Annotated in this window: 13 protein-coding genes and 1 tRNA gene; 9 read left to right on the plus strand and 5 right to left on the minus strand. The window is 48.9% G+C overall.

The window, feature by feature from the left end:
• Window positions 1-232 precede the first annotated feature (232 nt).
• The 7 genes from gmk (at window position 233) to RTX30_RS12485 (ending at window position 9,492) form a co-directional block, all read left to right on the plus strand.
• A complete protein-coding gene (gene gmk / locus RTX30_RS12455; RefSeq protein WP_312690180.1) occupies window positions 233-856 on the plus strand; it encodes a guanylate kinase in 624 nt (207 codons plus the stop codon).
• Window positions 857-910: 54 nt separating this feature from the next.
• On the plus strand, window positions 911-1,186 hold the full coding sequence (gene rpoZ, locus RTX30_RS12460; RefSeq protein WP_000135058.1) for a DNA-directed RNA polymerase subunit omega: 276 nt from the start codon (window positions 911-913) through the stop codon (window positions 1,184-1,186).
• Between the two features lie 19 nt (window positions 1,187-1,205).
• Entirely contained in the window at window positions 1,206-3,326 is a 2,121-nt protein-coding gene (gene spoT, locus RTX30_RS12465; RefSeq protein WP_312690182.1) for a bifunctional GTP diphosphokinase/guanosine-3',5'-bis pyrophosphate 3'-pyrophosphohydrolase, read from the plus strand.
• A 3-nt stretch (window positions 3,327-3,329) separates the two neighbouring features.
• The gene (gene trmH, locus RTX30_RS12470; RefSeq protein WP_312690184.1) at window positions 3,330-4,019 is read left to right on the plus strand and encodes a tRNA (guanosine(18)-2'-O)-methyltransferase TrmH; all 690 of its coding nucleotides are present in this window, start codon (window positions 3,330-3,332) and stop codon (window positions 4,017-4,019) included.
• A gap of 4 nt (window positions 4,020-4,023) precedes the next feature.
• Complete coding sequence (gene recG / locus RTX30_RS12475; protein WP_312690186.1) at window positions 4,024-6,105, plus strand: ATP-dependent DNA helicase RecG; 2,082 nt, start codon at window positions 4,024-4,026, stop codon at window positions 6,103-6,105.
• A gap of 124 nt (window positions 6,106-6,229) precedes the next feature.
• Window positions 6,230-7,615 (plus strand): uracil-xanthine permease family protein, encoded by a 1,386-nt coding sequence (locus tag RTX30_RS12480; RefSeq protein ID WP_312690188.1) that lies wholly within the window; start codon window positions 6,230-6,232, stop codon window positions 7,613-7,615.
• Window positions 7,616-7,737: 122 nt separating this feature from the next.
• The gene (locus RTX30_RS12485) at window positions 7,738-9,492 is read left to right on the plus strand and encodes an AsmA family protein (RefSeq protein WP_312690190.1); all 1,755 of its coding nucleotides are present in this window, start codon (window positions 7,738-7,740) and stop codon (window positions 9,490-9,492) included.
• Window positions 9,493-9,548: 56 nt separating this feature from the next.
• Here the strand turns inward: RTX30_RS12485 and yicI are convergent, their stop codons facing one another.
• Complete coding sequence (gene yicI, locus RTX30_RS12490) at window positions 9,549-11,867, minus strand: alpha-xylosidase (RefSeq protein ID WP_312690192.1); 2,319 nt, start codon at window positions 11,865-11,867, stop codon at window positions 9,549-9,551.
• A 10-nt stretch (window positions 11,868-11,877) separates the two neighbouring features.
• Window positions 11,878-13,269, minus strand: coding sequence for a glycoside-pentoside-hexuronide family transporter (locus tag RTX30_RS12495; RefSeq protein WP_312690194.1), 1,392 nt, complete (start codon window positions 13,267-13,269; stop codon window positions 11,878-11,880).
• Between the two features lie 288 nt (window positions 13,270-13,557).
• On the opposite strand from RTX30_RS12495, the gene RTX30_RS12500 reads away from it, so the two are divergent.
• Window positions 13,558-13,652, plus strand: a tRNA-Sec gene (locus RTX30_RS12500).
• A 162-nt stretch (window positions 13,653-13,814) separates the two neighbouring features.
• On the plus strand, window positions 13,815-15,017 hold the full coding sequence (locus RTX30_RS12505) for a phage integrase central domain-containing protein (RefSeq protein WP_024552134.1): 1,203 nt from the start codon (window positions 13,815-13,817) through the stop codon (window positions 15,015-15,017).
• An 84-nt stretch (window positions 15,018-15,101) separates the two neighbouring features.
• Here RTX30_RS12505 and RTX30_RS12510 read toward each other — a convergent pair whose 3' ends face one another.
• The 3 genes from RTX30_RS12510 to RTX30_RS12520 form a co-directional block, all read right to left on the minus strand.
• Window positions 15,102-15,431 (minus strand): hypothetical protein, encoded by a 330-nt coding sequence (locus RTX30_RS12510; protein WP_024552133.1) that lies wholly within the window; start codon window positions 15,429-15,431, stop codon window positions 15,102-15,104.
• 411 nt (window positions 15,432-15,842) lie between these two features.
• Complete coding sequence (locus RTX30_RS12515) at window positions 15,843-19,121, minus strand: PIN domain-containing protein (RefSeq protein WP_312690202.1); 3,279 nt, start codon at window positions 19,119-19,121, stop codon at window positions 15,843-15,845.
• Window positions 19,121-19,450: a hypothetical protein gene (locus tag RTX30_RS12520; protein WP_024552131.1), complete on the minus strand. Its 330-nt coding sequence runs from the start codon at window positions 19,448-19,450 to the stop codon at window positions 19,121-19,123. The genes RTX30_RS12515 and RTX30_RS12520 overlap by 1 nt, the downstream gene beginning before the upstream one ends.
• Window positions 19,451-19,811 lie beyond the last annotated feature (361 nt).

Raw genomic sequence — 19,811 nt, forward strand, 5'->3', positions numbered from 1 at the left:
GCCGTTATAGCGTTGCCTGAGGGAGCGTTTCGAGGGGTAAAAGGGGCGATTGCGAGGTCACTTCCGGCAATTCATCGCCGCAATGAAAATTTGCAGACATATCAGGAAAGCAGTACGCGAAATGCCATCCTCAGGGGGAAAAAGTGTGACAAAAGCTACGTCGCATAGCCTTGATGTGTATAATAGGCACGTATGTAAGTTTCCTTTCGCAATTCACATACAAAAGACTCTCATGGCTCAAGGCACGCTATATATTGTTTCCGCCCCCAGCGGCGCGGGTAAATCAAGCCTCATCCAGGCTTTGCTGAAAACCCAACCGTTATACGACACACAGGTTTCTGTTTCGCACACCACGCGCGCGCCGCGTCCTGGTGAAGTGCACGGTGAACACTATTTCTTTGTTAATCATGATGAGTTTAAATCCATGATCGGCGAAGACGCGTTTCTTGAGCATGCAGAGGTATTTGGTAATTATTACGGTACCTCGCGCGCCACCATCGAACAGGTATTGTCTACCGGCGTGGACGTATTTCTTGATATCGACTGGCAGGGCGCGCAGCAAATTCGCACACGTATGCCGCAAGCACGCAGTATCTTTATCCTGCCGCCGTCTAAAGTGGAACTGGATCGTCGCCTGCGCGGGCGCGGCCAGGACAGCGAAGAGGTAATAGCGAAACGTATGGCGCTGGCAGTTGCGGAAATGAGCCATTACGCGGAATATGATTACCTTATTGTGAATGATGATTTCGATACCGCCCTCGGCGATTTGAAAACCATTATTCGGGCTGAACGTCTGCGCATGGGCCGTCAAAAGCAGCGACATGACGCTTTAATCAGCAAACTATTGGCAGACTGAACCTGGTTTCAGTATGATGCCCAGTCATTTCTTCACCTGTGGAGCATTTTAAGTATGGCACGCGTAACTGTTCAGGACGCTGTAGAGAAAATTGGTAACCGTTTTGACCTGGTACTGGTCGCCGCGCGTCGCGCTCGTCAGATGCAGGTTGGCGGTAAAGATCCGCTGGTACCGGAAGAAAACGATAAAACCACCGTTATCGCGCTGCGTGAAATCGAAGAAGGTCTGATCAACAACCAGATCCTCGACGTACGTGAGCGCCAGGAGCAGCAAGAGCAGGAAGCCGCAGAACTGCAGGCCGTCACCGCCATTGCTGAAGGTCGTCGTTAATTAATCCTGCAGGTCACCCTTGTATCTGTTTGAAAGCCTGAATCAGCTGATTCAAAACTATCTGCCTGAAGACCAGATCAAGCGTCTCAGGCAGGCGTATCTCGTTGCACGTGACGCTCACGAGGGCCAGACACGTTCAAGCGGTGAACCCTACATCACGCACCCTGTTGCAGTGGCTTGCATTCTGGCCGAGATGAAACTCGACCACGAAACGCTGATGGCCGCGCTTCTGCATGACGTGATTGAAGATACCCCGGCCACATACCAGGACATGGAGCAGCTGTTTGGCAAAAGCGTTGCCGAACTGGTGGAAGGGGTATCCAAGCTTGATAAGCTCAAGTTTCAGGATAAGAAAGAAGCGCAGGCTGAAAACTTCCGCAAGATGATCATGGCGATGGTGCAAGACATCCGCGTCATTCTGATTAAACTTGCCGACCGCACCCACAATATGCGCACGCTGGGCTCACTTCGCCCGGACAAACGTCGTCGTATTGCCCGCGAAACTCTCGAAATCTACAGTCCGCTGGCGCACCGTTTAGGTATTCATCACATCAAAACCGAGCTGGAAGAGCTTGGCTTTGAAGCGTTGTACCCGAACCGTTTCCGCGTGATTAAAGAAGTGGTTAAAGCCGCACGCGGCAACCGCAAAGAGATGATTCAGAAAATCCTCTCAGAAATCGAAGGACGTTTACAGGAAGCGGGCATTCCTTGCCGGGTAAGCGGGCGTGAGAAACACCTTTACTCCATCTACTGCAAGATGGTGCTGAAAGAGCAGCGATTTCACTCCATCATGGATATCTACGCCTTCCGCGTCATTGTCCACGATCTGGATACCTGCTACCGCGTCCTCGGCCAGATGCACAGCTTGTATAAGCCGCGTCCAGGTCGCGTTAAAGACTACATCGCCATTCCCAAGGCTAACGGCTATCAGTCCCTGCACACCTCAATGATTGGCCCGCACGGCGTGCCGGTTGAGGTGCAGATCCGTACTGAAGATATGGATCAAATGGCAGAGATGGGGGTTGCCGCACACTGGGCGTATAAAGAGCACGGTGAAAGCAGTACCACGGCGCAAATCCGTGCGCAGCGCTGGATGCAAAGTTTGCTGGAATTGCAGCAGAGCGCCGGAAGTTCATTCGAATTTATCGAGAGCGTTAAATCTGATCTCTTCCCCGATGAGATTTATGTTTTCACCCCGGAAGGCCGTATTGTTGAACTGCCTGCGGGCGCGACGCCGGTGGATTTCGCCTACGCGGTGCACACCGATATCGGCCATGCCTGTGTTGGCGCGCGCGTCGACCGCCAGCCTTACCCCCTGTCGCAGTCACTCTCCAGTGGCCAGACAGTAGAAATTATCACTGCACCGGGCGCCCGCCCGAATGCCGCCTGGCTGAACTTTGTGGTCAGCTCGAAAGCCCGCGCCAAGATCCGCCAGATGCTGAAAAATCTCAAGCGAGATGACTCGGTCAGTCTTGGCCGTCGTCTGCTGAACCATGCGCTGGGCGGTAGCCGTAAACTGGCGGAGATCCCGCAGGAACATATTCAGCGCGAACTGGACCGTATGAAACTGGCCGCGCTGGACGATCTGTTAGCGGAAATCGGCCTGGGCAACGCCATGAGCGTCGTCGTCGCCAAAAACCTGCAACAAGGCGAAGCGGTGTCTGCTGCGCAAGCGCCGGCCAGCAACGGCAGCAGCGGTCATTTGCCGATTAAAGGCGCAGACGGCGTGCTTATCACCTTCGCCAAATGCTGCCGACCGATCCCAGGTGATCCGATTGTCGCTCATGTAAGCCCAGGTAAAGGGTTGGTTATCCACCATGAATCCTGCCGTAACATTCGTGGCTATCAGAAAGAAGCCGAGAAGTTTATGGCCGTGGAGTGGGATAAAGAGACCGCGCAGGAATTTATTACCGAGATCAAGGTGGATATGTTCAACCACCAGGGAGCGCTGGCAAACCTGACTGCCGCCATCAATACCGCCTCTTCCAATATTCAAAGCCTGAATACGGAAGAGAAAGATGGCCGCGTGTACAGCGCTTTCATCCGTCTCACGGCGCGCGACCGCGTTCACCTGGCGAATATCATGCGTAAAATTCGTGTGATGCCAGACGTGATTAAAGTCACCCGTAACCGAAACTGATTTATGAATTCTCAGCGTTATGCGCGTATCCGCGAGATGCTCGCCAGGCGTCAGCCTGACCTGACCGTCTGTATGGAGCAGGTGCACAAACCTCATAACGTCTCTGCGATTATCCGTACCGCGGACGCAGTCGGCGTGCATGAAGTTCATGCCGTCTGGCCAGGTAATCGCATGCGAACCATGGCGTCATCAGCCGCAGGCAGCAACAGTTGGGTGGAAGTCAAAACCCACCGCACCATTGGCGACGCCGTAAACGTGCTGAAATCTCAGGGTATGCAGATCCTTGCAACCAATCTGTCTGCCAAAGCCGTCGATTTTCGCGAGATCGATTATACCCGTCCAACCTGCATCCTGATGGGCCAGGAAAAAACGGGGATCACTCAGCAAGCGTTGGATCTGGCGGATCAGGACATTATCATTCCGATGATCGGCATGGTGCAGTCACTAAACGTCTCCGTTGCTTCCGCATTGATCCTCTATGAAGCGCAGCGCCAGCGGCAAAACGCGGGCATGTACCAGCGTGAAAACAGCATGCTGCCAGACGCAGAGCAACAACGCTTGCTGTTCGAAGGCGGCTATCCTGTACTGGCGAGAGTCGCGAAACGCAAAGGTCTGGCTTACCCTCATGTGAATGCTGAGGGTGAAATCGAAGCCGATCCGACATGGTGGGCCACCATGCAGGCGGCAGGCTAACCGTATGAAAGGCCGCCTGCTCGACGCTATCCCGCTCAATACGCTGACCGGCGTCGGCGCGGCGCAGAGCAATAAGCTGGCAAAAATCGGCCTGCATACCGTTCAGGATCTCCTGCTTCACCTGCCACTGCGCTACGAAGATCGCACGCACCTTTACCCCATTGCCGACCTGCTGCCGGGCGTTTATGCCACGGTGGAAGGCGAAGTGCTGAACTGTAACATTACCTTCGGCGGTCGCCGAATGATGACCTGCCAGATCAGCGACGGCTCCGGCATTCTCACCATGCGCTTTTTTAACTTCAACGCGGCAATGAAAAATAGCCTTGCGACGGGTCGCCGCGTACTGGCCTACGGTGAGGCAAAACGCGGAAAGTATGGCGCAGAGATGATCCACCCTGAGTACCGTATTCAGGGCGATCTCAGTATGCCGGATTTACAGGAAACGCTGACGCCGGTTTACCCGACGACCGAAGGCGTGAAGCAGGCGACGCTACGTAAACTGACTGAACAGGCGCTGGATTTGCTGGCGACCTGCGCTATCAGCGAGCTACTGCCGCCGGAGCTGGCACAAGGCATGATGAGCCTGCCAGACGCGCTGCGCACACTTCATCGCCCACCGCCAACCATGCAGCTCAGCGATCTGGAGAGCGGTCAACATCCGGCGCAAAAGCGTTTAATTCTTGAAGAGCTACTGGCGCATAACCTCAGCATGCTGGCATTGCGCGCCGGAGCACAGCGTTATCATGCGCAACCGCTCACGGCTAAAGATGAACTTAAGCAGCGCTTGCTCGCCTCCCTGCCGTTTAAACCGACCGGCGCACAGGAACGCGTTGTGGCGGAGATTGAGCGTGATATGGCGCTGGATATGCCCATGATGCGCCTCGTGCAGGGCGACGTTGGCTCGGGTAAAACGCTGGTTGCCGCCCTCGCGGCCTTACGAGCCATCGCAAATGGCAAACAAGTTGCGATGATGGCGCCGACCGAACTGCTCGCAGAGCAGCACGCCAATAATTTTCGTACCTGGTTTGCGCCACTCGGCGTAGAAGTGGGCTGGCTGGCGGGCAAACAGAAAGGCAAAGCCAGGCTGGCGCAGCAGGAGGCGATTGCCAGCGGCCAGGTACAGATGATCGTCGGTACACATGCCATTTTCCAGGAACAAGTGCAGTTTAACGGCCTTGCGCTGGTGATCATCGATGAACAACACCGTTTTGGTGTGCATCAGCGTCTGGCGCTGTGGGAGAAGGGCCAACAGCAGGGCTTTCACCCGCATCAGTTGATCATGACCGCCACGCCCATTCCACGCACGCTGGCAATGACCGCTTATGCTGACCTGGACACCTCAGTCATTGACGAATTGCCACCGGGACGCACACCGGTCACTACTGTCGCCATTCCGGATACCCGCCGTAACGACATCATCGATCGTGTGCGCAATGCCTGCACCGACGAAGGTCGCCAGGCGTACTGGGTCTGTACACTGATTGAAGAGTCAGATCTGCTGGAAGCGCAGGCTGCAGAAGCCACCTGGGAAGAACTGAAACTGGCGCTGCCTGAACTGAACGTCGGGCTGGTTCATGGGCGCATGAAGCCAGCAGAAAAACAGTCAGTGATGCAGGGGTTCAAGCAGGGCGAGTTACATTTACTGGTCGCCACAACGGTAATTGAAGTGGGCGTAGATGTACCGAACTCCAGCCTGATGATTATAGAGAACCCGGAACGTCTCGGTCTTGCGCAACTCCACCAGCTGCGTGGACGCGTCGGGCGCGGTGCCGTGGCCTCACATTGTGTGCTGCTGTATAAATCTCCCTTATCGAAAACCGCACAGAAGCGCCTACAGGTCCTGCGCGACAGCAATGATGGTTTTGTCATTGCGCAAAAAGATCTGGAGATTCGCGGCCCCGGTGAACTGCTCGGCACCCGGCAGACCGGCAATGCGGAATTCAAAGTCGCCGATCTGCTGCGTGACCAGGCCATGATCCCGGAAGTCCAGCGCACCGCACGACACATTCATGAGCGCTATCCTCAGCTGGCTGAAGCCCTGATCGACCGCTGGATGCCGGAAACAGAACGCTACTCGAACGCCTGATTTTTAGAACCGAATCCCGTAAAAACCACCCCTTTTAGAAAAGTATGTTTTTAACATAGCAACCGTTTGCTTTTACCAAACAGTCCGATAAAATCACCGCTTTTCCATCAGGGGATTGCTTGAGATGTCCGTTAACACCATCGAGTCCGAAAGTGCGCAACCGGTTGCGCAGACTCAACCCAGCGAACTGATCTACCGTCTGGAAGACCGCCCGCCGCTGCCGCAGACCCTGTTTGCCGCCTTGCAGCACCTGCTGGCGATGTTTGTCGGCGTTATCACGCCCGCACTGCTTATCTGCCAGGCGCTGGGGTTACCGGCTCAGGACACTCAGCACATTATCAGCATGTCGCTGTTCGCCTCCGGCGTCGCATCCATCATTCAGATCAAAGCCTGGGGGCCGGTTGGCTCCGGTCTGCTGTCGATTCAGGGCACCAGTTTTAACTTTGTAGCACCGCTGATTATGGGCGGTACCGCGCTGAAAACCGGCGGCGCGGATGTGCCAACCATGATGGCAGCGCTGTTTGGTACCCTGATGCTGGCCAGTTGCACTGAGATGATCATTTCCCGCATTCTGCCGCTGGCGCGCCGTATTATTACGCCGCTGGTTTCCGGCGTAGTGGTGATGATTATTGGTTTGTCGCTGATTCAGGTCGGCCTGACCTCAGTGGGCGGTGGCTTTGCCGCGATGGGCAACCACACCTTCGGCGCGCCGAAAAATCTGCTGCTGGCAGGCGTAGTGCTGGCGATCATTATTCTGCTTAACCGCCAGCGTAACCCTTACCTGCGCATTGCATCGCTGGTGATCGCTATGGCGGCGGGTTATGTACTGGCAATGATGATGGGAATGCTGCCAGACTATACCGCCCCGGCGGATAAATTTATGGTGCCGACGCCGCTCTATTACGGCCTGAGCATTGACTGGAGCCTGCTGCTGCCTCTGATGCTGGTGTTTATGATCACCTCGCTGGAAACCATTGGTGACATCACGGCCACGTCGGATGTCTCTGAGCAACCCGTTGCCGGCCCGCTCTATATGAAGCGTCTGAAAGGCGGCGTACTGGCAAACGGCCTCAACTCATTTGTTTCAGCGGTATTTAACACCTTCCCGAATTCCTGCTTTGGTCAGAACAACGGGGTGATCCAGTTGACTGGCGTCGCCAGCCGCTATATCGGTTTTTTCGTGGCGCTGATGCTGATAGTGCTTGGCCTGTTCCCGGCGGTCAGCGCTTTTGTTCAGCAGTTGCCTGAGCCGGTACTGGGTGGTGCGACACTGGTGATGTTCGGCACGATTGCCGCCTCTGGCGTACGTATTGTCTCCCGAGAGCCGCTAAACCGCCGCGCGATCATGATTATTGCGCTGTCGCTGGCCGTTGGCCTTGGCGTCTCTCAACAGCCACAGATCCTGCAGTTCGCGCCGGACTGGCTGAAAAACCTGCTCTCCTCCGGTATTGCCGCAGGTGGCATCACCGCGATTGTGCTGAATCTGATTTTTCCTGCAGAGAAAAACTGATTTCTCCACGGCAACGGGGGATCTCCTCGTTGCCGCCGTTACCTCCATTCATCATTCCGCCCTTGAGCATTGCGCATAAATCATGCAAAACTGCCTGACTGACACTTGGGGGATGGAAGATCATGAAATTTATTGGAAAGCTGCTCCTTGTCGTCGTTACCCTCCTGCTGGTGGCGATTGTGGCCGCTTATTTTTTGCTACAAACCCGCTGGGGCGCGACGCAGGTCAGTCAATGGGTCAATGAAAATAGCGACTATCACCTGACCTTTGAAGCGATGGACCACCGCTTCTCTTCCCCCTCTCACGTGCTGCTTAAAAGTGTTAATTTTGGTCGTAAAGGTCAGCCGGCGACACTGGTTGCGAAACGTGTCGACATCGGCCTCAGCAGCCGCCAGCTCACTGATCCACTGCATGCCGATGCCATCCTGCTCCAGGACGGCACCCTGAACCTTTCTGCTGCCGCCGCGCCGCTACCTTTCCAGGCTGATCGCCTGCAGCTCAGTAATATGGCCTTTAACAGCCCGGCCACGGGCTGGGATCTCAGTGCGCAACGGGTGACAGGCGGCGTCGCGCCCTGGCAGCCGGTCGCTGGCAATGTGCTCGGCAGTAAAGCGCAGATCCAGATGAGTGCCGGTTCGCTGACGTTAAACGGTGTTCCCGCCAGTAATGTATTAATTCAGGGCAGTATTAATAAAGATGTGGTTACGCTAACCACCATCGGCGCGGATATGGCCCGCGGTTCGTTGACGGGCGACGCGCAGCGCAATGCCGACGGCAGTTGGGTGGTGAATAACCTGCGTCTGAACGATATCCGCCTGCAGAGTGACAAATCCCTGCTCGATTTCTTTCGCCCTCTGCTGACATTGCCGTCATTGCAGATTGGCCGCGTCGATGTTACCGATGCGCGCCTGCAGGGACCAGGATGGGCTGTCACCGATCTTGACCTCAATTTGCGCAACCTCACGCTGGCAGGCGGCGACTGGAAAAGTGAAGATGGCAGGCTGTCGATGAATGCGTCCGAATTCATTTACGGCTCGCTGCATCTGTTCGATCCGATCCTCAATGCCACGTTTTCCCCGCAAGGGATTGCGTTACAGCAGTTCACCTCTCGCTGGGAAAATGGCATGGTGCGCACTTCCGGCAACTGGTACCGTGCGGGCCATGCCCTGGTGCTGGACGATGCCGTCTTCGCCGGGCTGGAATATACGTTGCCGGAAAACTGGAAACAGTTGTGGATGGATGAACTACCGACATGGCTCAACAGTGTGATGCTAAAGAAATTCAGCGCCAGCCGTAACCTGGTGATTGATATTGATCCCGCGTTCCCCTGGCAACTGACCGCGCTGGATGGCTACGGTGATAACTTGCAACTGGCTCGCGATCGCCAGTGGGGCGTCTGGGGTGGCACCATGAAGCTGAACGCCGCCGCCGGGACGTTTAATCGCGTCGATGTACGCCGCCCGTCGTTGGCCCTTAACGCCAACAGCAGTTCAGTCAATATTACCGAACTGAGCGCCTTTACCGGCCAGGGTTTGCTGGAAGCCACCGCCGTCGCATCGCAAACACCGGAACGCACTGTTCGCATCAGTCTGAATGGCCGCGGTGTACCGGTCAATATTCTGCAAGAGTGGGGCTGGCCAGCACTGCCGATTAACGGTGATGGCAATCTGCAACTGACAGCCAGCGGCAATGTCAGCGCAAACACGCCGCTGAAACCAACGGTAAACGGTGAGCTGCAGGTCATTAACGCGCAAAAACAGCAAATAAAACAAAGTATGCACGCAGGTGTCGTCTCCGGTAGCTTAGTTGCACCTCCTCCGGCAGATCCTGCGCAATCATCTTCGCCTCAACCTTCCCCCCTGAAAAAAGAGCGATGAAACCCACGCCCGCCCTGCCCTCTCGCCTCACAGGGAGGAGAACAGGGCGGGGAGGGTCACAGCGTAATCTGAATCTTACTTTCCTGCGGCATGATCACCACTCCCAGTTCGCTTCCAGACTGCGTAGCCCCCTGCACTCCGGTTATCTGTGTAATATTGCGCAGACACAGCGTCCAGTTACGGCTTTCACCTTCAGCTTGAACGCGAATCACGCCGTTTTCACGTCTCGCCCGCAGCCAAAAAACCACCACACCGTTAGCGTCTGTAACTTCGCACAGCGCTTCACGCCCTTCATCCAGCGCAAATAACTGGAAGGCAGTGCCTTCGTGCCAGGCGTAATCCGGGCGCTGATCGTTATTGCCCATCGCCAGGAGTGTGTTGTCGCGCACATAGACCGGCAGACTCAGCAGGTCATGGCACTGTTTATGCCAACGGCTACCCTTCAGTACATCGTTATGCCACAGATGCGTCCAGCGCCCTTCCGGCAGATAAAACTGCACGTCACCCGCCTCGCTAAACACTGGCGCCACCAGCAGCGCATCGCCCAGCATGTACTGGCGGTCGAGGTAATCACAGGCAGGATCGTCCGGGAAGGAAAGCATCATGGCGCGCATCATCGGTGTGCCGCGCTCGTGCGCCACAACGGCCTGGCGGTAAAGGTACGGCATGAGGCGGCATTTCAGTTGCGTGAAGTGACGCACCACATCACAGGACTCTTCGTCGTAAGCCCACGGCACGCGGTAAGATTTGCTGCCATGCAGCCGGCTATGGCTGGAAAGCAAACCGAACGCGCACCAGCGTTTATAAACATGAGCAGGCGCGGTATTTTCGAACCCGCCGATATCGTGACTCCAGAAACCAAAACCAGACAGACCAATCGAGAGCCCACCGCGCAGGCTTTCCGCCATCGATTCGTAATTAGCGTAACAGTCGCCGCCCCAGTGCACCGGGAACTGTTGCGCGCCAACGGAGGCCGAACGGGCAAACAACACCGCATTCTGCTCGCCGACTGTTTCTTTCATCACTTTCCACACCAGTTCGTTATAGATGTAGGCATAGTGGTTGTGCATCTTCTGCGGACACGCGCCGTTATGCCATACCACATCGGTCGGTATGCGCTCGCCAAAGTCGGTCTTGAAACAGTCGACCCCCATCGCCATCAGGCCTTTGAGTTTATCGGCGTACCACTGGCAGGCTTCCGGGTTGGTGAAGTCGTAAATCGCCAGCCCCGGCTGCCACTTATCCCATTGCCACAGCGAACCATCAGCGCGTTTTAACAGGTAGCCTTTCTCTTTTACTTGCTGAAATACCGGAGATTTCTGACCGATATAGGGGTTTATCCAGACGCAGACTTTCAGACCGCGTGCTTTCAGCCGCGCGATCATTCCTTGCGGATCGGGGAACGTCACCGGGTCCCACTCAAAATCGCACCACTGAAAGGCCTTCATCCAGAAGCAGTCGAAATGAAACACGTGCAGCGGCAACTGGCGTTCTGCCATACCATCGATAAAACGGTTCACCGTCGCTTCGTCGTAATCGGTGGTAAACGAGGTGGTCAGCCACAGGCCAAAAGACCAGGCGGGAGGCAGCGCCGGACGGCCGGTAAAGTGCGTATAGCGGTTCAACACAGCCTGCGGTGTCGGGCCATCAATCACAAAGTACTCCAGGTACTCGCCCTCAACGCTGAACTGCACTTTGGACACCTTCTCGGAGCCGATTTCAAACTCCACCGCTTGCGGGTGATTGACCAGCACACCGTAGCCCCGGTTGGTGAGATAGAATGGAATATTCTTGTAAGATTGTTCAGTGCTCGTGCCGCCATCGCGATTCCAGGTTTCCACCATCTGGCCATTACGTACCAGCGCGGTAAACCGCTCACCAAGGCCATAAACCGTTTCGCCAACGCCCAAATCCAGCCTTTCGAACACGTAATTACGACCGCTGTGGTTATCCTGCACATAGCCATTGTTCTTTAACTGGCTACCGGTAATCCGCACGCCGTTACGCAGAAAATCAAGCGCCCAGTTTTCGCCTTTGCCCACGCGCACGCTCAATACGCCGCTTTGCAGTTCGGCAAACTCCTCGGTATTACGTATCTCAACCTTCACGTTCTGCGAACGGTTCAATGGGAAGTGCGGGCCGTTATCCATCGCGCCCTGAAAATGCTCAAGGCGCACACCAATAACGCCTTCCTGCGGCGAGAAGAATCGCAATGTAAACAGAGGCGTGTCCAGTTGCCAGGTGCGCTCGCGCACATCGCGTGGTGCGGCATATACCACCATCTCATTGCCCTGTTGTTCAACCTCGAACACCTGAATGGGCTGGATTAAAGTCAGCCCCGGCTGTATCAACCAGTTACCGTCACTGATTTTCATGTATGACTCCTTACAGTAATTCTTCCCGTGTTGAGACGTTGCCAGACCCGTACTGCGTGCGGTGCTCACCCCGCGCCAGTTGCGCCATTATCGATGTCAGGAATGGCGTTCGGAGGGTGTAATAGCGTTTGGCAATAAAGGCACTGAGCAGGTAGCAGACCGCCGGAACCAGCGTGAAAAGCGCAATGATGATGCTAATGGTGGTGCTGTTCTGGGTTTGTGCAGCGGCGTTATAGCCACCCCCCGCCAGTGCCCAGCCAATCAACGCACCACCCAGCGCAAGGCCGAGTTTCAGCACAAACAAGGTGCCCGCAAAACTGATGCCGGTGAGACGTTTACCGTTGCGCCATTCACCGTAATCAACGGTATCGGACATCATCACCCACTGGATTGGCGTGACCAACTGATGTAGCACCCCAATCACGAAGATGAAGATAAACATCGTGATGCTGGCTTCGATCGGTACAAAGAACATGGCCACACTGAGCACGGTAAGCGCGGCGTTGGTCCACCAAAAAATGGTGACTTTGCACTTCCAGTCGGTCAGCGGTTTGGCAAGGGCGCTGCCGATCAAGTTGCCAACGCAGTAAGTCGTAAGGAAAGCGGTAAAGATGGCGGCATCGCCCATAATCCAGGTGACGTAATACATCATTGCCCCGCCGCGCACGCACACCGCCAGGATATTCAGGATGGTGAGCAAGCCGACGATGCGCCATTGATCGTTCTGCCAGATATCGCGCAGGTCTTCACGCATGGCGGTGGTGCTCGGTGGAGCCTGAATACGCTCTTTGGTCGTAAAGAAGCAGAACGCCAGCATCATAAAGGCGACAACGGAGAGCACTGCAATGCCGCCCTGGAAGCCGACGACTTTGTCTTCGCCGCCAATCAGTTTCACCAGCGGCATCATCAGCACGGTAGAGAGCATGCCGCCTGCAGTCGCCAGCACAAAGCGCCAGGATTGCAGCGAGATACGCTGTTGCGGATCGTTGGTGATAACCCCGCCAAGGGCGCAGTAAGGAATATTCACCACGGTGTAAAGCAGAGTGAGTAACGTATAAGTTACAGCGGCATAGAGCATTTTACCGCTCATGCTGAGATCCGGCGTGCTGTATGCAAGTACGCAGACCACGCCAAACGGCAGTGCGCCAAAGATAATCCACGGGCGGAACTTACCCCAGCGGCTCCGCGTGCGGTCGGCAATCAGCCCCATGCATGGGTCGGATAGGGCATCTAACGCACGCGCCAGTAAGAACATGGTGCCAACAAAACCGGCAGGAATGCCGAAGATATCGGTATAGAAAAACATCATGTACAGCATTACGTTATCAAAAACGATATGGCTGGCGGCATCACCCATTCCGTAGCCAATCTTTTCTTTTACAGAAATAATCTGACTGTCCATTTTTGTTTCCTTAACGCCTGAAAAGTAAGCGGAGTGCGGCTTCAGACGTTGTAAACGATCATTTTCCAGGCGGAAATTGCGTTTTCTGGTTATCAGATTACGATTCTTCTTTTCTGTGATCGTGGTTCTTTTCACGATGCAAAAAATCTAACCATCGGAAAATATGAGGATTTATCTTAAACAGGGGTTTGTAGCACCCGCACAACGAGAAAATTTATGGTGGGGGTATGTGGTAAATGCATGAAAGTAGCTATAATGCGCCCCGCCTCCATGTAGCAATGCAGGCGCGGAAGATCGTCATCTCCGGTGAGGTGGCTGGACTTCAAATCCAGTTGGGGCCGCCAGCGGTCCCGGGCAGGTTCGACTCCTGTGATCTTCCGCCAATTAGCCTCTACTGAACTCCACTGTCTCAAGTAAATCCCCTATAATACCCGCAATTAAAGCTGATTATGTTCTCCCGAGGTCTACTGTCTCTACCAGAATCAAGTGTATTCTGGGGGCATAATGGGGGGCATGATTTATAGCCCCATTTTGAGATGCCCCCAATGAAGCTAACAGTCAGACAAATCGACACAGCCAAGCCCAAAGAGAAGCCATATAAGCTATCTGATGGTGGAGGCCTCTACATTGAAGTAACTACCAACGGCTCACGTTACTGGCGTTTAAAGTATCGCTTCGCAGGTAAGGAAAAGCGTCTTGCTTTCGGCGTTTATCCCGAGGTTTCTCTCGCCCAAGCTCGCGAAAAACGTGATGCTGCGAAAAAGCTACTGTCTGCAGGAAATGATCCCGGCGAACTAAAGAAAGCAGAGAAAATTGCCCAAAAGCTTAATTATGAAAATACATTCGAAGCTATTGCCCGTGAATGGCATCAGTTGAGAGCCGATCGTTGGTCATTGCGCTATCGGGATGAAATTATTGATACTTTTGAAAAGGATATTTTTCCTTACATAGGTAAACGCCCCATAGCTGAAATTAAGCCTATGGAATTGCTGGAAACCCTTCGCCGAATGGAAAAACGAGGCGCGTTAGAGAAGATGCGCAAAGTCAGACAGCGCTGCGGTGAAGTATTCCGTCATGCAATCGTGACCGGACGCGCTGAATACAATCCTGCACCCGATCTCGCTACAGCCCTCGCAACACCAAAGAAAACACATTTTCCTTTCCTGACTGCCGAAGAGCTCCCTCACTTTCTTAGAGATCTTGCAGGCTATACCGGGAGTGTTATTACTAAGACTGCAACTCAAATCATCATGCTTACAGGGGTACGAACTCAAGAATTACGTTTTGCCCGTTGGGATGATATCAATTTTGAAAAACGGCTGTGGGAAATCCCTGCTGAAGTGATGAAGATGAAACGTCCACACATCGTTCCAATGTCGGATCAGGTTGTCGCACTTTTTGAGTCACTGAAGCCTATTACGGGGCTATACCCGCTGGTATTTGTCGGACGTAATGATCGTACAAAGCCGATCTCAAAAGAGAGCGTTAATCAGGTGATTGAGTTGTTGGGATATAAAGGAAGGCTGACGGGGCATGGTTTCCGCCACACGATGAGCACCATTCTTCATGAAGAAGGCTTTAACTCAGCGTGGATAGAAACGCAGCTAGCGCATGTGGATAAGAACGCGATACGTGGGACTTACAACCATGCGCAGTATTTGGAGGGGCGTAGGGAGATGATGCAGTGGTACGCAGATTATATTACCAGTAACGCAAAGCACAGCGATGTAGCGTTCGGCTATATTTAGTTGCATTACTAAGTTAATTTTTTAAATATCTATCTGAAGCGGATTTCATTGCTTCAGATAGATAATAGAATTTATTTTTTGATATTATATATTTGAATGAAAATACATGATCAACATGCATGGAATATAGACTGAAAAAAAGATAACATTTCTTTCAAGAATAGTAAGGTCATTACCCCTCCTTAAAAAGGACATTATTCTATTTAATTTTAATGTCGTAATAATTTTATTCGAAGAGCCTAAATTATTAATGCGCTCTAAAATTTTTATGTAAGTAAATAAAGCCAAAATAAATGCCATTAGAATCGTAAATTCAGAAATGTGATAGCGTTCAAAAAGCCCCCAGGCACGGAATGCGAATAAAAATGAGATAACAGTAAAAAAGGAAAATAATCTTACTTTACGCTCACTCATAACAACTCCTTTCCAAACTCTTTATAATTTTTAAATATAAAATAAAAATTTTAACTGATGTAGTGGAGTCTACCACGTTTCTACGAACTCAAAAACAACAAAAGATAATGAAGATCAATTAAAATAGAGAATTTCTATCAGAAAAACACCCAAATTAATTATTCATAACCAAATGCTGTATATTTAAATAGATTTTAAAAAACATCTTTCCATTTTTTAAGAACATGTACTTAACAAACAAACTAGTCATCACGGTAAAATCACTATTATTGTTTATAACTGCCGCAGTCCAACTAGCAAATATCTATTAGAATATGAAAGTATTTATACCAAATAAAAATGTCAGATTTACATGCCCCCTCTATAACTAGAGGGAGCCGATAAAGATTAAGTTAGATGATCATTTAATAATTAAGCAGAAATATTAGTTGATGATAGCAATCTCTCAAGCTCTATATTGATTACCTCTATATTTAAGAAATGGCCAACTGAAAATAAGGTCGCCAAATCAAAAACTAATTTTTGCAAGGGTCGAAACTTATAAAACGGCTTCACAGTTTCAGAGATTAACAATGCCACTTTTTCTTCCGCAGTCTTCCCCTCAACGCATAGCATAGCCGTTTTGCAACAAGTGTTAAACACGTATTCCTCATAGCCATCGTAGACAGGATTATACGCTCGACTACCTTTTAAAATATCGCTATCCAGATATGCTTTGACTATCACATTTCTAGTTATTTGAGAAAGAAAATTTATGTTTTCTGCAGTTTCTCTGCCTGGACATTTATATTTCTCAATAAATTTTGCGGTTAGAAAAATATCTTTCCTTTCATTTGATCCACTTAAAATTATTATGTCATTGTAGAAAATAGGAACAGGAAGCCCGCAAATAAGACTAACAATTATACTTTCTTTTCTTTCTTTGAATTCTGAAGAATTTATAAGCCCTTTCAAAAAATCATTTAAATTCGCAACAGGAAAATCAGACTTCTGAGCTAATATACATAATAAATGGTCAATACTTAACCATGGGATATCATTAGCATGAGAAAGTTGGATGGTTGAAAAAGTTGAGGGATCTATAATGTCTTTAATTTTCACAAGATTTTCAGGAGTATCAACAATCCTGATTCTTTCTTCTTGAGAAATATTAATTAACAGCTTTAATTGTTGTATAAAGTCATAAGAGTTCTTCTTTATATCTGCTGCTGTAATTCGTTGCATGCCAAATTCAGTAACATCTAATGAGATATAATCTTCTCTCGTAATATCTCTTATCCAGTACTCTAAAATATCCTTAGTATAATTTGTTAATATTAATGTAATTCCTTTTTTAGCAATTAAAGAAACAAATCCCAATAGCGAAAGATAAATAGATGTATATAGATCAATAATAACTTTATCTGGGCTATTGATACCTTCATCATGTAGTTTTACATATTGTGTCGTGTCCGAAGAAGTTAAATGGTAATAGGCAGCTCGGAAATAGTCTCCACGGTGTGTAAAATCACCTCTCATACACAATGGAATATGAGGATTTTGGAGAGAAGGATTTTGCGTCGCCTTATTATTTGAGTAACGACGTAAAATCCTCTCGAAATATGGAAGAAATTCTTCTTCATTAGAAGGTAATTCAAACAATTTAAACGGATCTGACCCATCGTTATTTTGATCCCTTATTTTTATTGCAGCTTGATATGCAGCAATAAATGCAGGAGTTTCACTAGTAAGAGATATTTCCCCGAGGTAAGGATCTTCGACAGTTTCGCCCACAGTCAACTTTTCAAGTATTCTACCCAAAGGCGAATTAACATTCAAACACAGAGGATGTTCGGTCTCTACATCTCTTACTAATATACGATTATATTTTTTAAACCCATCAGTATATTCAATACCCTTAATGCAACATTTTGGTAAATATATAAAGTCTTTCTTATCGGTACGATTCATCAAAGAGTTATGATGTATATCTATTAGATATTTTGCCAGTTGATTAGGATTTACCACAAACCAGTCGACTAAAATAGCTTCTGCAATATTAGGGTCTACATATTTTGCTATGCTATTTAATAAAGGAATTTTGGTTTCATGATAGGAATAAAAAACCTCACAAGGGATCCCCACAACTAACTTAGTCAGGTCAACTTTACTGGCTTTATTCTTTTGATACAAATATAGCAGCAGATCCCATGAATAAGCATTCTTATTATTAATTTTAAGTGCTTTTTGGACTGCAGTAATTGCTTCTTCATCTTGCTGTATACGCTCATAAGCTTGAGCTTCTAACAGCCATACCGATTCGCTTTTAACATCATCTGAAAATAAAGCTAGTTTTTTAAAGAAAAGATCATTCTGCTCGCTTAAATATAGTGCTTGCAGTAAATTTTCAAGTAGCGGAGATAGCCATGGCTCGTCAGGTAATATAGGTTCTATATACTTTACTGCTATTAAAGGAAGATTTAAACTCATAAATCTTTCGCATAAAAACATTAAATTAGAAGGATTTAATCCCCTATATCGATTCATGTCTAAAGACAAGAATTCTTCAGCTTGTTGGGTTAAATCAATAATGGACTTTTTATCTTGAGATGTACATAACCAGACAGAGACTTGAAGTTCTAATAATGAGTTAATATAAGAATCGTCAGTACTAATTTTCCCTCCATTATGTCGCCAATCGGCAAGCGACTTTTTATTAAAAGAGCCATTTGTTAGCAATTCATTAAGTATGGAGAATGTCTCAAGGTCTTTTATTTCTTCTGGCAATTTCAACTCTGAATTTGTTGCAAAAGTTTTACTAGTAATTTTTGTAATAATCTCTGCACATTCACGACTGATTTTTTTTATATTAATAGTATTTTTTTTTGCAAGTTCTATCAGTTTTATATTTGTAAAATTAGTAATATAAAGCTGGTTTATTAACGGCAATGTAAAACGAGAAATATCTGATGGAAAGTTATCCAAGAGAGTGTTAATTAAGTAATCAACATGTTTTTTTTCATATATACTGAATGAAAGAATGTGTCTATTTTTAATATTGTTTAAGAAGGTAAGGGTTTCACAGTGAAGTAAGAAAAAAGTTGAATTTATTGAAGGGTAGTTTTCATTTAAGTATTGACTAAGGTCGTAGGCAATATTGATATTGTTGTTTCTTAATGAACCTCGAATTAACCCTAGTATCTCTTGTTCTAAGAAATTAAATTTACATTGACTATTACATGCTTCAACTATCTCATCGGCAGTTGCTAAGAACTCAAAAAAAACCTCATTCGTATAAGGCCCACTCACCTCTGCAGAAAAATATCTATCCCTAGCTGTATCTAGATGAATTTTGGACTCAAAATGTAAGAGTATTGAAAAAGCAACGTCTAAAGTGTCGTAATCTAATTCTTTATTTCGCACAAGATTTTGAAGTTCTTGTTTTTGATTTTGTAAGCCTTTTTCTTCTTGTATGAGGGCTACTTTAGTCTTCAGTGCATTTAATAATGATTTAACATTTATGTCTACACCATCTATGTTTGCAATGGACTCAAGCTTTTTTTCTGCATCAGATACTTTTCTGTGCGAAATATCCTGCATTAAATCAGCAATAAACCCTTTAATATATTTTGGTTCTATGTTGTTAATGATGTTGACAATTTTATTATTGCCAACATTGTCCCCAGAACCTGTATGGATTTGCTTTCCCATTATTTACCATTATTGATAACTTTGTTTCCAGCGACATTATCGCCAGTACCGTAGTGGTTTTGATTAACCATGCCAATTGATTGTTCTTGCTTAATATTTTGCATGCATTTTATTATTTCTGGATTATTATCAATACGTTTTTTTATTGCATGTTGTCCTAACTCATCTAAATCAAGCATATTTATCTTATTTGCCAACTCTTCTATCAATTCATCATCGAATAGCCATCCCTGTAACTTTCCTTTCAAAAACTCAGTCGAAATTTTTACCCCTTTGACAAAACCATCATAAAGGATTCCTGAGAGGATTGTACTAGTCATAAATTCCATACCAACTCCTACCTGCCCACATAGTAAAGTACTAAAAATCGCTTTTTTTTAAAGAAAAATCAACGATCTTTAACCATAAAATTGACTTCAAGAGCCTAACTTTTCAAGTCACATCTTCTATATGCCATCCTTTAAGCACAAGAGCATCACGTAAAGCCTGTGAAACACGGTTTTCGTTCGCTGCTAGGCATAATAATTTCGTTGGTCGAGACATTGCTACATAAAGGTTACGCATTTGCACCTGCTGGGTTTTAGGTAGCTTTGAAATCTTTTTGGTCGCTGTTCCTGAAATATACTCTAGCCCCAGTGACCTGCTCCCCATTGATTAATACACATCGATGTTAGTAATGTCTTCATAAGC

Source organism: Kosakonia sp., from assembly GCF_032052965.1.
GTDB lineage: Bacteria > Pseudomonadota > Gammaproteobacteria > Enterobacterales > Enterobacteriaceae > Kosakonia.

Bases quoted from the DNA above. Each gene is read 5' to 3' on its own strand.
- gmk (WP_312690180.1), top strand. From the start codon at position 233: ATGGCTCAAGGCACGCTATATATTGTTTCCGCCCCCAGCGGCGCGGGT.
- rpoZ (WP_000135058.1), top strand. From the start codon at position 911: ATGGCACGCGTAACTGTTCAGGACGCTGTAGAGAAAATTGGTAACCGT.
- trmH (WP_312690184.1), top strand. From the start codon at position 3,330: ATGAATTCTCAGCGTTATGCGCGTATCCGCGAGATGCTCGCCAGGCGT.
- recG (WP_312690186.1), top strand. From the start codon at position 4,024: ATGAAAGGCCGCCTGCTCGACGCTATCCCGCTCAATACGCTGACCGGC.
- RTX30_RS12480 (WP_312690188.1), top strand. From the start codon at position 6,230: ATGTCCGTTAACACCATCGAGTCCGAAAGTGCGCAACCGGTTGCGCAG.
- RTX30_RS12485 (WP_312690190.1), top strand. From the start codon at position 7,738: ATGAAATTTATTGGAAAGCTGCTCCTTGTCGTCGTTACCCTCCTGCTG.
- yicI (WP_312690192.1), bottom strand. From the start codon at position 11,867: ATGAAAATCAGTGACGGTAACTGGTTGATACAGCCGGGGCTGACTTTA.
- RTX30_RS12495 (WP_312690194.1), bottom strand. From the start codon at position 13,269: ATGGACAGTCAGATTATTTCTGTAAAAGAAAAGATTGGCTACGGAATG.
- RTX30_RS12505 (WP_024552134.1), top strand. From the start codon at position 13,815: ATGAAGCTAACAGTCAGACAAATCGACACAGCCAAGCCCAAAGAGAAG.
- RTX30_RS12510 (WP_024552133.1), bottom strand. From the start codon at position 15,431: ATGAGTGAGCGTAAAGTAAGATTATTTTCCTTTTTTACTGTTATCTCA.
- RTX30_RS12515 (WP_312690202.1), bottom strand. From the start codon at position 19,121: ATGGGAAAGCAAATCCATACAGGTTCTGGGGACAATGTTGGCAATAAT.
- RTX30_RS12520 (WP_024552131.1), bottom strand. From the start codon at position 19,450: ATGGAATTTATGACTAGTACAATCCTCTCAGGAATCCTTTATGATGGT.